Annotated in this window: 11 protein-coding genes; 5 read left to right on the top strand and 6 right to left on the bottom strand. The window is 58.4% G+C overall.

Annotation, left to right across the window (positions count from 1 at the left end; translation table 11 throughout):
- A complete protein-coding gene (locus tag QSK43_RS06400; protein ID WP_332302737.1) occupies positions 1–630 on the bottom strand; it encodes a YbfB/YjiJ family MFS transporter in 630 nt (209 codons plus the stop codon).
- The gene (locus QSK43_RS06395) at positions 617–1,516 is read right to left on the bottom strand and encodes a LysR family transcriptional regulator (protein ID WP_332302736.1); all 900 of its coding nucleotides are present in this window, start codon (positions 1,514–1,516) and stop codon (positions 617–619) included. The genes QSK43_RS06400 and QSK43_RS06395 overlap by 14 nt, the downstream gene beginning before the upstream one ends.
- Positions 1,517–1,548: 32 nt before the next feature.
- Between QSK43_RS06395 and QSK43_RS06390 the strand changes: the two genes are divergently transcribed.
- Complete coding sequence (locus QSK43_RS06390; protein WP_332302735.1) at positions 1,549–1,881, top strand: hypothetical protein; 333 nt, start codon at positions 1,549–1,551, stop codon at positions 1,879–1,881.
- 84 nt (positions 1,882–1,965) lie between these two features.
- Positions 1,966–3,063 (top strand): NAD(P)H-dependent flavin oxidoreductase, encoded by a 1,098-nt coding sequence (locus QSK43_RS06385; protein WP_332302734.1) that lies wholly within the window; start codon positions 1,966–1,968, stop codon positions 3,061–3,063.
- 273 nt (positions 3,064–3,336) lie between these two features.
- Here QSK43_RS06385 and QSK43_RS06380 read toward each other — a convergent pair whose 3' ends face one another.
- Together QSK43_RS06380 and pdxR are read right to left on the bottom strand one after the other, a co-directional pair.
- Positions 3,337–4,518, bottom strand: a complete 1,182-nt coding sequence (locus QSK43_RS06380) for a serine hydrolase domain-containing protein (RefSeq protein WP_332302733.1) — start codon at positions 4,516–4,518, stop codon at positions 3,337–3,339.
- A 545-nt stretch (positions 4,519–5,063) separates the two neighbouring features.
- Positions 5,064–6,509 (bottom strand): MocR-like pyridoxine biosynthesis transcription factor PdxR, encoded by a 1,446-nt coding sequence (gene pdxR, locus QSK43_RS06375; RefSeq protein ID WP_332302732.1) that lies wholly within the window; start codon positions 6,507–6,509, stop codon positions 5,064–5,066.
- 154 nt (positions 6,510–6,663) lie between these two features.
- On the opposite strand from pdxR, the gene QSK43_RS06370 reads away from it, so the two are divergent.
- The 3 genes from QSK43_RS06370 to QSK43_RS06360 all read left to right on the top strand — a co-directional run bounded on the left by QSK43_RS06370 (position 6,664) and on the right by QSK43_RS06360 (position 9,003).
- The gene (locus QSK43_RS06370; protein ID WP_332302731.1) at positions 6,664–7,434 is read left to right on the top strand and encodes a YggS family pyridoxal phosphate-dependent enzyme; all 771 of its coding nucleotides are present in this window, start codon (positions 6,664–6,666) and stop codon (positions 7,432–7,434) included.
- A 71-nt stretch (positions 7,435–7,505) separates the two neighbouring features.
- Entirely contained in the window at positions 7,506–8,228 is a 723-nt protein-coding gene (locus tag QSK43_RS06365; protein WP_332302730.1) for a type 1 glutamine amidotransferase, read from the top strand.
- Positions 8,229–8,334: 106 nt separating this feature from the next.
- Positions 8,335–9,003 (top strand): HAD hydrolase-like protein, encoded by a 669-nt coding sequence (locus QSK43_RS06360; protein ID WP_332302729.1) that lies wholly within the window; start codon positions 8,335–8,337, stop codon positions 9,001–9,003.
- A 221-nt stretch (positions 9,004–9,224) separates the two neighbouring features.
- Here the strand turns inward: QSK43_RS06360 and QSK43_RS06355 are convergent, their stop codons facing one another.
- Positions 9,225–12,344, bottom strand: a complete 3,120-nt coding sequence (locus tag QSK43_RS06355) for an efflux RND transporter permease subunit (RefSeq protein WP_332302728.1) — start codon at positions 12,342–12,344, stop codon at positions 9,225–9,227.
- The gene (locus QSK43_RS06350; protein WP_332302727.1) at positions 12,341–13,420 is read right to left on the bottom strand and encodes an efflux RND transporter periplasmic adaptor subunit; all 1,080 of its coding nucleotides are present in this window, start codon (positions 13,418–13,420) and stop codon (positions 12,341–12,343) included. The genes QSK43_RS06355 and QSK43_RS06350 overlap by 4 nt, the downstream gene beginning before the upstream one ends.
- Positions 13,421–13,452: the final 32 nt, after the last annotated feature.

Below are 13,452 nucleotides of genomic sequence, written 5' to 3'. Positions count from 1 at the left end.
TCAGCCTCGTCGGACCGAAAGGAGCCGGGGCGGTACTTTGGGGTCGCTATGGGAGGCCACCGGCGCCGGCTTCAGGCGATCCGCAGAGCCCAACATGATGATCGAAACCACCATCAGAGCTAGCGCGCCGAGTGCGAGCACCAGCCAGAGCGCATGGCTCGATAAGGATGCCAAATGGCCGATCGCGATCATTTCCGCCGAGACGAGAATGCCGATCCCGACGCCGGCGAAGAGCGCCGGAGCGCCGTGATGATGCTTGCGCTCGTGGATCAGCCAGTTCGACGCGGCCACCATTGCGAATGCGCTCGAGACTCCGGAGAACCCGCGCACGGCAATGATCAGCCACTCCGGAATCGGCAGTGCCAGCACTGCCAGGCTCGCAACCGTCGTCACTACGGCGAACGTGCACAATCTTCGGTTGGAAATGCCTGTAAGCAGGGCGGCGAAAAGTGCGCCGACCAGATAGCCGGCATAGTTGGCGGAAGCCGCATATGAACCGCCCTCGACCGTTATCTGCTGGTCAGCGACCATGAGCGGATAAAGACCGGTGAAGGCGAAACGTCCGAAACCCATGCCGACGACCAGCACTAGAGCCGCGGCAAAGGTCGCGCGTGTCTCAGACTGCCGCATCGGTTTGGTCCTTGATGTCCGAGAACCGGGCGAGCGCATCGCGAAACTCTACGAAGGCCGGTGTCGCAAAGCCCGGCCGGCAAGCAAGATATGTATCGACCGTCATCAACGGTTTTTCGACAACGGCAGCCGTATGGCGTATCAGATCCAGCACTGTGCGCGGCATGATGCTGATGCAGGAGCCAGCAGCCGTACAGGCGAACATCGCGTGATAGGATCGAACATCCTGGATCGCAAAACGTGCAGGGCGGGTTCCGGAGCTCGTCAGCCATTCCTCCGCGAGCATCCGGTAGGTGCACCCGGGCGCGAACGCGGCAAGCGACTTTGTCTTAAGATCGTCGGGGTGGTGCACCTCCGTATGTCCGGGGGGAAGAAGAAGCACCAGTTCCTCCCGAAAGACCGGGACCCTGTCAATTTCGCTTGCCCCCAGCCACCATTCCCCCGAGGGTACAGCGATCAAGGCGCAGTCGATGCGGTGCGCGAGCAGTGAATCGATAAGCTGCCGGGTCGGAGCCGTCGACAGGTCGATCGTGACCTCAGGCCATTTCCTATTGTATTCGGCAAGTGGAACAGGGAGCCGGCTGGCGACCGTGCATTCCATCGATCCTATCCGCAACACGCCCGTCGGGCCTGTCGGATTGACAACCTGCTGAGCCTCGTCGGCCAAGTTCAGGATACGGTCGGCGTAGTCGAGATAGGCCCGTCCTTGTGAGGTCAGCGCCATTCCCTTCTTGTCTCGCTGGAACAGCGGGACACCGATTTCAGCCTCGAGCTGCTGAATGCGTGTGGTGACGTTCGAAGGAACTCTGCCGAGGAGTTCGGCAGCGCGACTGACGCTCTGTTCCTTGGCCACTGTGCGAAACATCGCGAGGGATGCGAGGTCCATTGCAAATTCTCCATTGCGCAATTGTTAGAGACATGTATTCTCATTCGGAGAAATCAAGTCAATATAGTTTCTTAAATAAAGAATTCGGATCGCCGTTGGCTAGTCCCGACGTCGATGCCTTAGGCTCCGGAGGATCAAATGCAAAAATGCTTTCACAAGAGACAATTTCGATCGTGAAAGCCACGATACCCGCCCTCGATGTGCACGGCGCAGTGATCACTGCGGCCGTGTACCGGCGGCTGTTCGAGGACGCCAAGATCGCCGCGCTGTTCAATCAATCTAACCAGAAGAGTGGGACGCAGGTCCATGCTCTGGCTGCATCTGCGGCCCTCGGCCATTCCTGCGCTTCTTTGTTTTGGGTTTGACGCGAGCGGGGATCTCCGTTGACCGCATTCATTATGAATTTTTTGGCCCCACTGACGAATTGTTAGCGGCATGAGGAAAAGACGATGTTGGACAAGCTAGGAATCACGATTCCGATCATTCAGGCGCCTATGGCGGGCGTTTCAACGCCTGCCTTGGCGGCGGAGGTCTCGAACGCTGGAGGGCTAGGGTCGATCGGCGTTGGAGCAACCGATGCCACCGGCGCAAGGGCGATGATCGAGGAGTTGCGTTCGCGGACGGATCGGCCCTTTAATGTCAATTTATTCGTGCACGACACGCCGACCACCGATCCGGTGCGCGAGGCGGCGTGGCTCGAATGGCTGGGACCATTGTTTGCAGAGTTCGGAGCAGAGCCTCCGAAATCTCTACGCACCATCTATAAGAGCTTCGCCGAGGACATCGACATGCTGTCGATGTTGCTTGAAACGAGGCCGCCCGTGGTCAGCTTCCATTTCGGGCTACCATCGGATGAGGCTATCCGAGCCCTGAAGGCGAATGGAACGACACTGCTTGCGACCGCCACCAGTCCTGACGAGGCACGTCAGGTCGAAAAGGCCGGCGTAGATGGGATCGTGGCGCAAGGCATTGAGGCGGGGGGGCATCGCGGCGTCTTCGACCCCTCGTTACCGGATGACGGTTTGGGTACTTTTGCCCTTGTGAGGCTTCTGGCCCACGAAGGCAGATTGCCTGTGATCGCGGCCGGCGGCATCATGGACGGAGGGGGAATTGCGGCGGCACTTCGGCTTGGTGCAATCGCAGCTCAGCTCGGCACCGTTTTTGTCGCGTGTCCGGAATCAAGTGCTGATGAGGCTTATCGAAAAGCCCTGACAGGACCGGGTGCCCATCACACGCGACTGACACGGCTGATTTCCGGCAGGCCCGCCCGCGCGCTTTTGAACCGCTTCACGGCACTACAGGAGATTTCCGACCTACTCCCGCCTGACTACCCGATCGCTTACGATGCCGGAAAGGCTCTGCACGCCGCTGCAAAAGCAAGGAACGAACACGGTTTTGGGGCGCAGTGGGCCGGGCAGGGCGCTCCGCTTGCGCGCGCCATGCCTGCCACCGAGCTCATGGCGACACTGGTTCATGAACTTGAGGCCGTCGAGTCGGAAATCGCCGCCGGACAGAAGCTCGAGGTCGGCGAACGCAGCATGGTTTGAGACAGTCTTGACAGCAAAAAATCACAGCAGTCGTCATAAACTCACGATGAATATCAACAGGCTTTCAAGCATGATTCCGATAAATGGGAATCGTCCCAGAATCACGTTTCAAGAAAGAGATGGGTCGCCAAGCTCCGCGAAGAGAATGCGACGCGTGGGAAAAAGCGTCCTGCCTGAAGGGTCGGAAGTGCGTCGGCGCACACTCCTGCCGACCTGTCACCTCAGCCGGCCATCCTTCGGCGTGAATTCGCCGCTTACTTGAACGCAACAGCCTTACGACGGTTTTCGACCCTTCAGTTGCGAATAGACGCTGCGTTCGAACGCCGCATAGGTGTTGAGGCATTCAGTGTCCGCGAAAGGCAAAAGCTGCATCAGAACGACGCCGGAAATGTCGCGCACCGGATCGATCCAGTAATAGGTATTTGCAAGACCGGCCCAAGCCAACGATCCGGCGCTGCGACCCTCCGGAGTGGTGGCTGTGTTGATCATGAAACTGAATCCCCACTTCTTCGACATTCCGGGATAGAAATCGACGTCGTTGGTCGCAAAGGCGACAGCCGAGACGAGCTTGCGCACCTCCATATCGCCAATCTGGTTTTGACCCATCATAGCGACGGTGTCGGGTTTCAGGAGTTGATGACCGTTGCAGCTCCCTTTGTTCAGGATCATCTGCGTGAACTTGATGTAGTCGACGGCCGTGCTATATAGCCCGCCTCCGCCCATTTCGAACTCCGGACTTTGCTCAAGCTCGAACGCTATCGGCGCCATCAGTCCGTCTTGACCGCGCGTGTGCATTCCCACTAACCGCTCGCGTTGTGCCGTACCGATCCTGAAATCCGTATCGCCCATGTCGAGCGGCAGCAATATATTGTCACGCAAGTAGGCCCGAAGCGTATCACCGCTGACGGCTTCGATGGCCTTACCGACGAAATCGATATTGGTGCCGTATTCCCAACGCGTTCCTGGATCGCTCACGATGGGGGTCGTCAATGCCGCGTTCTGGCAACTGATGATGCCCGGCGTACCGGTCTTCTCCAGGTAACTCACCATGTCGCCGTTCCACATGTCGTAGCAGAAGCCGGCTGTATGGGTCAGTAACATGCGCAACGTGATTGGACGCTTCGCCGGCCGCAGTTTCGGCGCACCTGATTCATCGAATCCTTCGAGGACCTGCGGTGCCGCCAAATCCGGAAGCACCTCGCCAATCGGCGTATCGAGCTGGAGCTTGTTTTGATCAACCAGTTGCATCGCAGCCGCGGCCGTCACGGCCTTGGTCATCGACGCGATCCAGAATACGCTATCAATTGTCATCGGCGTATTTTTCGACAGATCGCGTTTGCCGAATGCGCTTTGATAAATGACCTCGCCGCCAGTCGCTGCCATTGCTACAAGGCCGGGGATAGCGCCATTTTCGGTGGCCCAAACCAGGGCGTTATCCATCGAATTCGAGTTCATAGCGACACTCCATGTTGCTAAAGCCGAATAACGGCCGTGATGAAATCATAGTAGTCCAGTGGTAGCAGCAACAACGTGGGCGTCCGAGGGGCTAACACTTGACCCGGCGCATCCGCGTGTCGCTTGATCTGATCATCCGACCGAGTGACCTTCGCATCTGCTTCAAACCACGCGCTGTTGCTGTATCCTCCACCTGGCACACCTGGGGCGTCGGTGTCGCCGACGCCTGCGGACGCAGGACGTATGGGAGCCTGAGCGATCGGATGCTGGATCCCGAAGAACTAGGTTTGCAGGGAGGTCAGCATCTATGCCGGCGAGTACGGGTCATTTCATCTGCCTCCTTGATTGGCAGGTTTCCCGACTGCCCGGATCGTAATCAGCGTTCAGCTTAAATCTCGCCTCGACCAACTTCAAATGATTAGATCAGATTGATTTCATCTGTTTTTAGGATGAGCGTCGAAATGAATGGCTTCCCGCGGCCTGCCGCTGGCACTTTTCGCGCAACTCATCGTTCTCGAAACGAGCTTGGCCTCGCCATTGTTATGTCAGACGCCGCAGACGGCGTCCCACAGGATATGGATGCCGCGTTCAATGCTCCTTACATCGAGTGCGGAATATCCCATGACGAGACCAACGCAGTCGGGCAAGGATGGCGACCTAGAACAGTAAAGTGCGGAAATGGGATAAAGGCCGATGCCCATTTGCGTGGCGCGTTCCAGTATTTTCGGTTCCTTATCCAGGGGAACACCCTTCAGCCAAACAACCAGATGGAGCCCTGCGTCGGCCCCTTCGATGGCGACCCGGTCTCCAAATCTGCGGATGATTGCGTTCAGCAACGTCTCGCGGCGTTCGCGATTGCGACGTCTGATCCGGCGGATATGGGCTTCATACGTTCCGTTCTCGATCAACTCTGCCAGGGCCTCCTGCTGTGGGGCAGGCGTGTGTCGATCCATGAGCATTTTTGCCTTTGCAAAGACGTCGCTCATACCTGCAGGGACCACCAGGTAACCAAGACGGAGTCCTGGCGACAGGGTTTTCGAGATGGTGCCGCAGTAGATGACGCAAACATTGTCCTCCAGAGCGTAGAGCGGCGGGACAGGGCTTATGTCATATCGGAACTCACTGTCGTAATCGTCCTCGATAATATATGTGCCGGAGAACTGCGCCCATTCGAGCAGCTGGTAACGCCGGGCGACAGGCATGACGCCCCCGAGCGGGAACTGGTGCGAGGGTGTCACATAGGCAAGCCGCGCGTCGATGCCCGCAAGACGATCCGTATCCATGCCTGCTGCGTCGACACGAACAGGGGCCGCTTCGGCGCCACTCGATGAAAAGACATGCGCGGCCATCTCGTAGCACGGATCCTCGATAACAAACCGATCGCCTTCGTCCAGCAAAAGCCGCGCACAGAGATCCAGACCCTGCTGGGATCCGTTGACGACAATGATCTGGTCGAGATCGCACCGGATCATCCTCGCGCGCCAGAGATAGCCCTGCAATGCCATCCGCAACCGTTGCGAACCGCGGGGATCCGCATAGGTCAGCGTGGCCGTCCTGGAGCGGAGCACCCCCAGCATCGCCCGGTTCCACGCGGCCGTCGGGAAATCGTCTCCAGACAGATTGCCGTGCCGGAAGTCCGCGATCAGCGGGCGCGAAGGGCCGGCTGACCATGGCACGCATGTTTGAATGCGCTCGCCATAGGACGACAACGTCAGCGGTGCCACGGAAGCAGAATTTCGCGGTATCACTGGGGGAGCCGTGCCAGCTGTGCGCGTGATCCTGGGTCGCATGCCCTGCCGTACCTCTACGAAGCCTTCAGCCTGCAACTGCTCGTAAGCCGCAGTCACAGTCGTTCTGGATACCCCGAGTTCTTCAGCAAGGCTGCGTGACGATGGGAGCGAGCCTCCGTCTCCGAATACCCCGTCAGTAATCTGCTCCTTGAGGGTCTGGTAGATGCGCTTTGCTCCCAGGATAGGTCTGGTTTTTGTCATTCGAAATCTATCTGGACCACCTAAAATCAAGCCAACTGGACGTTAACAAAGGTCCAGTTTGGACATATTACGGGTGGTAAAGCAAGGGCCGCGCGGGGCAAGGCCCACCAGGCGCCTGGCCGCCCGCCGAGCGCAAACTGAAAAGAGGACCGTCATGATCGCAGACGAAGAACGGTTTGGTACTGACCCGGCAGCAACGTTCCGCGTCAATCTCTCGGCCGTCGAAGAGCGCATTGTAAGGGCTTGCCAGAGGTCCGGCCGCAACCGCTCGGATGTCAGGCTGCTGCCCATCACCAAGACAGTGCCGGCAGACATCCTCCGGTACGCCTTCGCTGCAGGTATCCATGATTTCGGGGAAAACAAGATCCAGGAAGCGCAGTCCAAGAAGGCGGAGCTGGGCGAGATGGACATCAACTGGAGCATTGTCGGCCACCTCCAGAGCAACAAGGTAAAATATCTTTGTCATTTTGCTCGCGAGTTTCACGCACTTGACAGCCTTCGGCTGGCCGATCTGCTCGACAAGCGCCTCAAGCGCGAGGGCCGGCAGCTGGATGTCTATGTCCAGGTAAACACATCGGGGGAGGAGAGCAAATTCGGTCTGCATCCAGACGCCCTCATGCCCTTCATCGAAACGCTCGATCAGTTTGAAGCGTTGCGGCCGCGCGGCTTGATGACACTCGCTTTGTTCAGCCAGGACATGGACAAGGTCCGTCCCTGCTTCCGGCTGCTGCGTCGCCTTAGGGATCAAGCCGTCCTGCGTAATGCCGCGGTTACGGAACTTTCCATGGGCATGTCGGGGGATTTCGAGGAGGCAATCGAAGCGGGCGCAAACGTTGTTCGGGTCGGTCAGGCAATCTTCGGCAAGCGTCCGACACCCGATAGCCTGTACTGGCCGGGCTTTGCCCCGGAAGCCGGTCAGTCCTGACGGCTGGACGGAGCCTGCCAACGACCCTCTTCTAACCGAGACCACTGATTGAACAAACGACAGGAAAAGACATGAACGTACATTTTATCGTGCATGAGGCCTTCGAAGCGCCAGGCGCCTTTGAGACATGGATCGAAAGCCGCGGGTACCACTCCTCCTACTCGAGAGTTTACGAGGGACAGCCACTGCCGCCATCTGCCGATGGGATCGATCTCCTCGTGGTTCTGGGAGGCCCGCAGGATCCGTCGACAACGATTGCAGAATGCCCCCATTTTGATTCTGCCGGAGAGCAAGCCGTCATCCGGAAGTGTGTGGAAGCCCGCAAGGCGGTGATCGGCGTCTGTCTGGGTTCCCAGTTGATCGGGGAGGCCCTCGGGGCGACGTTCGAACATAGTCCTGAAAAGGAAATCGGAAAGTTTCCAATCTCGCTGACGGCCGATGGCCGGCGCAATCGAAAGTTTGAGCATTTCGGTGATCGAGTGGATGTTGGTCACTGGCACAACGACATGCCAGGATTGACTGATGACGCCAGGATCATTGCGTTCAGCGAAGGATGCCCGCGTCAGATCGTTGAATATTCCGACATCGTTTACGGGTTTCAGTGCCACATGGAGCTCACGCTGGAGGTCGTCAATCTTCTTATCGCGGCGTCGGAACGCGAACTGGCCACCCTCAAGGACCATCGGTTCGTTCAGCAGCCGGACATCCTGCGCGCAAACGACTATGACAGCATGAACGAAAAGCTGTTCGTGTTTCTCGACCGCCTGATGGAATCCTACCGCTCGCAGCAATAGGTCCAACTCTGCGTCGCGCGCCAAGTGCGGACGGTTAAAGCGTCCTCAGGAAACGGTGCGCTCGTGCCGACCCCCAAACGAACCAGAAGGACAAGGTAGAGCAAACATGCATAGAAATAAGTCCGTCTTCCTTGACCTGGATGGCACACTGATCGATTCGAAGAACGGCATATTGTCCAGTTGCCGCGTTGCGTTGCGCTTCCTCGGTCACGAGATGCCAGCAGATTTCGACATTGCTTCGATCATCGGCCCGCCGATTCAGGATGTCATGCGCTATCTTCTCGCCTCAACCGGAGACACAAGGATCGACGTGGCGGTTGAAGCGTACCGGGCAGACTATGGAACCGACGGTTATACACGTAGTGAACTCTATCCCGATATCCGTGAAATGCTGGAAGCCTTAAACCAGTCCGGAGCCGACCTGTTTCTCGCCACGTCGAAACTGGAAGCCTTCGCTGTCAAGATCCTCGATAATCTGGACCTGTCCGACCTGTTCCAGGGGGTTCACGGCGCGGTTCCAGACGTAGGAAGGGACCACAAACCTGAACTGCTGCAGTACATTCTCAAAGAGAACGACCTCGATCCGCACGATTGCGTTATGGTTGGTGACAGACGATACGACATCATCGGAGCCCATGCCAACAACCTGCGCGGCATCGGTGTCCTGTGGGGTTACGGCTCCCGCGAAGAACTGGAACGATGCGGCGCTGACGCCCTGGTGGATCGACCAATGGCCCTTGTGGATTTGCTTCAATCAGAGACCGCCCGTCGATAGAGAGCAAGCAGAGTGAAAGACGATGCAACTGGCCAAACCGAAGGCGGTCGGGAGACTGGAGGAATCCCGATATCAAGAGCCTGGATGTTCAAGGTGAGGAATCATGGTCAGCGCCGGGGCAGACCTTTGACCGCCGCCGCCGCGGGCATGCTCGATGACCCCATTCTTGAAGCGGCCGGTCTTGTATGTTCCAGCCGCTCCTTTGATACCATGATCGTCGCCTAGCCGGCTTCTGCCGGGACGTTTGTTGTCGCCGTCTGATCGGAGACGGCCGTCCTGCTCCTGTCCTGTTCCGCCCGTAAAAGCCACAACATCAGGCAGGGTAGCAGAACCAGCGTCAGCCCGGTTGCAACCGCAAGACCGCCGATAATGGCATAGGCCATGGGTCCCCAGAATATTTCACCGGCGATCGGGATCATGCCCAATATTGCAGCACAGGCCGTCAGTGCGATGGGACGCGCGCGATGCATGGAGGCTGCAACGATCGCGCTATACGGGCTCTCACCTCTGGCGACATTGTCATCCACCTCCTGGATCAGAATGACGACGTTGCGGATAATCATGCCTGCAAGCGCAATGACGCCGAGCTGGGCGACGAAGCCCATGGGCGTTCCAGTCGGCAGCATTGCGGCGACAACGCCGATCAGCCCGAAGGGTGCCATCAGGATCGCCAGGCCCATGCGGCTGAAGCTTTGAAGCTGAACCATGAGAAGAGCAACAATGACAGTCAACATGACCGGTATGACCGCAAACACCGAGGACGTGCCCTTCTCCGATTCTTCGACTACACCCCCGGTGTCGATGGAATAGCCCATCGGCAGTGAGCCGCGCAGCTGGTGGAGCTTTTCCTCGACTGCCGCTGTGACAGTTGCGGCCTGAACACCTTGCGCCACGTCCGCCTGAACAGTGATCATCGGCTTGCCCTGACGTCTCCAGATAATCGGATCCTCCAGTCCATAGGCGACTGTTGCAACCTGACGCAAAGGCACCGAGGCGCCGTTCGAAGCCCGCAGTTCGACGTTGCTCAAAGTTGCAATCGAGGTGCGGTCGGCTTCAATCCCCTTGACCACGACATTCACAAGCCGATCGCCATCCCGCACGGTCGTTGCCGTCGTCCCGGAGAAGATGGAGGCGATCTCGCCGGCTATGGATTCCGAACTCATTCCCAAAGAGCGTGCCTCGACCTGATTGACTGTTACGATGACGCTCCGTTGCGGTTCTCCGGCCGTCAGATTGATGTCGCGCGTGCGGGGATCCTCTCCAATAACGTTGGCAACCTTCAGCGACAATTCGCGCACTCTCCTGTGGTCCGGTCCCTGGACACGAAACTTGAGCGGCCAACCAACCGGAGGACCAAGCTCCAGCGGTGATGCCCGGGTCACGATATCGCCGAAATCCGAATGAAAGGCCGCTTCCAGCCGCTTGCGCACAGCATCACGCTCATGAACGCCTTTGGTGACGACGACCGTTTCGGAGACATTGTCATTCTCAAGCAGCACGTCCATGGGCAGATAAAAGCGGATGGAGCCGGAACCGACATAGGTCGTGAAATGGTCGACGTCAGGATCGGCTTTCAGGATCGCCTCGAGCTGGCGCGCGCGGCTGTCCGTCGCTTCACGCGAGGCATTCTGCGGCAGGGTAAGGCTGACGAGGAGCTCGGGACGGTCGGAGGCCGGGAAGAACTGCTCTTCGAGCCTTGTCGCGCCGAATAGCGACAAGGCGAAGGCCACAAGCGCGATCGCCAGTGTGACCCAGCGCTGGGTCAGCGACCAGCCGAGAATTCCGCGATATGCCGACATGACACGGCTGTCAGCGTGGTCGGCGTGTTTCATTCGGTCAGGCAGGATCCAGATGCCCAGCAGCGGCGAAAACAGGACCGCAACAATCCAGGAACTGACAAGTGCGATCAGAACCACCATGAAAAGCGAAAACGTGTATTCGCCGGCACTGGAGGCCGCAAATCCGACGGGAATAAACCCTGCGATCATTACCATCGTGCCTGTCAGCATCGGGAAAGCCGTTGTCTCGTAGGCATAAGTGGCCGCTTTCGTCTTTGGGTCGCCATGTTCCAGCCGCGACACCATTGCTTCCACCGTAATCATGGCATCGTCGACCAGAAGGCCGAGCGCGATGATCAAGGCTCCCAACGAGATGCGTTGCAGACCGATTCCCGCGATGTCCATTCCGAAGAATGTCATGGCAAGGACGAGGGGGATGGATGCAGTAATGACCAGCCCTGCTCGGGTACCGAGAGAGACGAAGGAAACGACCAGAACGATGACAATAGCCTCGACCAGCACCTTTACGAACCCGCCGACGGCGTCCTCGACAACCGTCGTCTGATCAGCGATCTGCCTGATCTCAATGCCGTGTGGAAGCTGCCGGCCGATTTCGGCCATCTTCGTCGACAGCGCTTCGCCAAAGGAAATGAGATTACCGCCTTGTGCCATTGAAACGGCGAGTCCGATAACTGGTTCGCCGTTCACGCGAACGCTGGGTGCCGGCGGATCGACGAGGCGACGCGAAACAGTGGCGATGTCATCAAGACGGATGTATCGGCCATCAACCTGAAACGTCAGGTCATGAAGACCTTTTTCCGAAGCAAACGCACCGCTGACCCGCAGCGAAATCTTTTCCGCGTCGGTGCGCACATCACCGGTCGGAACGACAGCGTTCTGCGCCCGGATCGCATCGATCGCTGCCGAGGGATTAATGCCAAGGCTGGCGAGTCTGGCCGAGGAGAACTCGATGACGATCTCTTCTTCCTGCACCCCCAGCAGATTGACCTTGCCGACATCCTTCAGCGACAGCAGTTCTGCGCGAATCCGGTCGACGCGGTCGCGCAGTTCCGGGGACGAGAAACCATCCGCCTGGAAAGCGTAGATGCTGCCAAAGGTGTCACCGAATTCGTCGTCAAAAAACGGCCCCTGGACGCCGCCGGGCAGGGAGGGGACAATGTCGTTGATCTTCTTGCGGACCGCATACCAGATGTCCGGCACGGCTTGCGGCGGCGCGTTGTCGCGCAGATTCACCATCACGACAGATTGCCCCGCACGGGTATAGCTCTGGGTGAAGTCGAGATAAGGCGTCTCGGACAGCTTCTTTTCCAGCTTGTCGGTGAGAAGATTCACCGTATCCGTGGTGCTCGCCCCCGGCCAGGCCGCCGAGACCACCATTGTCTTGATGGTGAAGGGCGGATCCTCGTTTCGCGAAAGGCGCTGGTAGCTCCAAACGCCGCCCAGAACCGTTGCGATCATCAGGAAAATGGCCAGCGACTGATGCTTCAATGTCCATGCGGAGAGATTGAAGCGGGACTTTGCGAAGGAAGGGGTGACAGTCACTTGGAAGCCTCCTCATCGAGGGAAACAGTCTCGCCAGCTCGCAGCTTGCTCACGCCAGCGGTTGCAACGACGTCTCCGTCGGAAAGTCCCTCGCTGATCATGACCGTCGCATCGGTATATCGTTCGACCTGGACATCCCTGTATCTCAACGTCTTCGATGTGGCGTCGAACACAAAGACAGCGGTTTGCCCATTGTCCTGTGTCAAAGCCGCGGCGGGCAGCGAAACGAGGTCCTTCGGGGACAGCCTGAGGTAACCTGTGACGGCCGCGCCGAGTGGCATGAGTTCAGCGCCTTCATCAAGGGATACTTTTGCACGATAGGTTCGCGTCGAGGGATCTGCGGAAGGCGTCAGCTCCCGAACCCGTCCGGTCGCCTTGATCTCGGGGTCCGATATCAACTTGACTTCGACCTGCGGATCCTCCGATTTCAGGGCGAGCAATTTTTGCGGGATGTCGAATACAGCATCCCGTTCGGTCTCGGAAATAAGGGTCACGATCATCTGACCCGCGCTCACGACCTGACCTTCGTTCGCGCCGGCAGCAGAGATGACGCCGTCGCGGCCGGCCTTCAATTCGGAATAGGCCAGCGTCTGCCCGGCATTGGCAACTGCCGCCTGCGCAGCCTCCACCTTTGCCTTGGCGGTCGCCAGATTGGCGTCTGCCTCCTGCATCTGGGCTTTAGGTGTGATGTTTTTTGCAAAGAGTTCGCGATTGCGGTCCGCTGTCACCTGCGCCAGGTCGAGGCCCGCCTTTGCGGTAGACAGATCGGCGCGCGCCGTCAGCATTCCGATTTCGGCCGGTGTCTTGTCAACGCGCGCCACGACGTCGCCAGCACGAACCGATGTTCCAATCTCCGCGCGAAAGTCAAGCTGTCCGTTCAAACGGAAGCTCATCGGCGTTTCGAAACGTGGTTTTATCTCTCCGGTCTGTACTATTTCCTCACCGGACGGGACTACGTTCGCGACACTGTATTTGATTGGGCGGGGCGGGTTGGCAGCAGATTGCTCTTCGCTACATGCAGACAACAGGACTAGGGCGCCTGCGACAATCGCAAGCCTGACTGAATGATTGGACATGCTGGTTTCCTGCGGGTTCTATCGCAACGGGG

It is taken from the genome of Rhizobium sp. GR12 (genome assembly GCF_036596185.1).
Lineage (GTDB): Bacteria > Pseudomonadota > Alphaproteobacteria > Rhizobiales > Rhizobiaceae > Agrobacterium > Agrobacterium nepotum.
The sequence above is the reverse complement of the archived record's forward strand: the minus strand, read 5'-3'. Positions and strand labels throughout refer to the sequence as shown.

What these genes read in the sequence shown, in the direction of transcription:
- QSK43_RS06380 (WP_332302733.1), bottom strand. Translation starts at nt 4,518, where the DNA reads ATGAACTCGAATTCGATGGATAACGCCCTGGTTTGGGCCACCGAAAAT.
- QSK43_RS06370 (WP_332302731.1), top strand. Translation starts at nt 6,664, where the DNA reads ATGATCGCAGACGAAGAACGGTTTGGTACTGACCCGGCAGCAACGTTC.
- QSK43_RS06390 (WP_332302735.1), top strand. Translation starts at nt 1,549, where the DNA reads ATGTATTCTCATTCGGAGAAATCAAGTCAATATAGTTTCTTAAATAAA.
- QSK43_RS06350 (WP_332302727.1), bottom strand. Translation starts at nt 13,420, where the DNA reads ATGTCCAATCATTCAGTCAGGCTTGCGATTGTCGCAGGCGCCCTAGTC.
- QSK43_RS06395 (WP_332302736.1), bottom strand. Translation starts at nt 1,516, where the DNA reads ATGGACCTCGCATCCCTCGCGATGTTTCGCACAGTGGCCAAGGAACAG.
- QSK43_RS06400 (WP_332302737.1), bottom strand. Translation starts at nt 630, where the DNA reads ATGCGGCAGTCTGAGACACGCGCGACCTTTGCCGCGGCTCTAGTGCTG.
- QSK43_RS06385 (WP_332302734.1), top strand. Translation starts at nt 1,966, where the DNA reads ATGTTGGACAAGCTAGGAATCACGATTCCGATCATTCAGGCGCCTATG.
- pdxR (WP_332302732.1), bottom strand. Translation starts at nt 6,509, where the DNA reads ATGACAAAAACCAGACCTATCCTGGGAGCAAAGCGCATCTACCAGACC.
- QSK43_RS06365 (WP_332302730.1), top strand. Translation starts at nt 7,506, where the DNA reads ATGAACGTACATTTTATCGTGCATGAGGCCTTCGAAGCGCCAGGCGCC.
- QSK43_RS06360 (WP_332302729.1), top strand. Translation starts at nt 8,335, where the DNA reads ATGCATAGAAATAAGTCCGTCTTCCTTGACCTGGATGGCACACTGATC.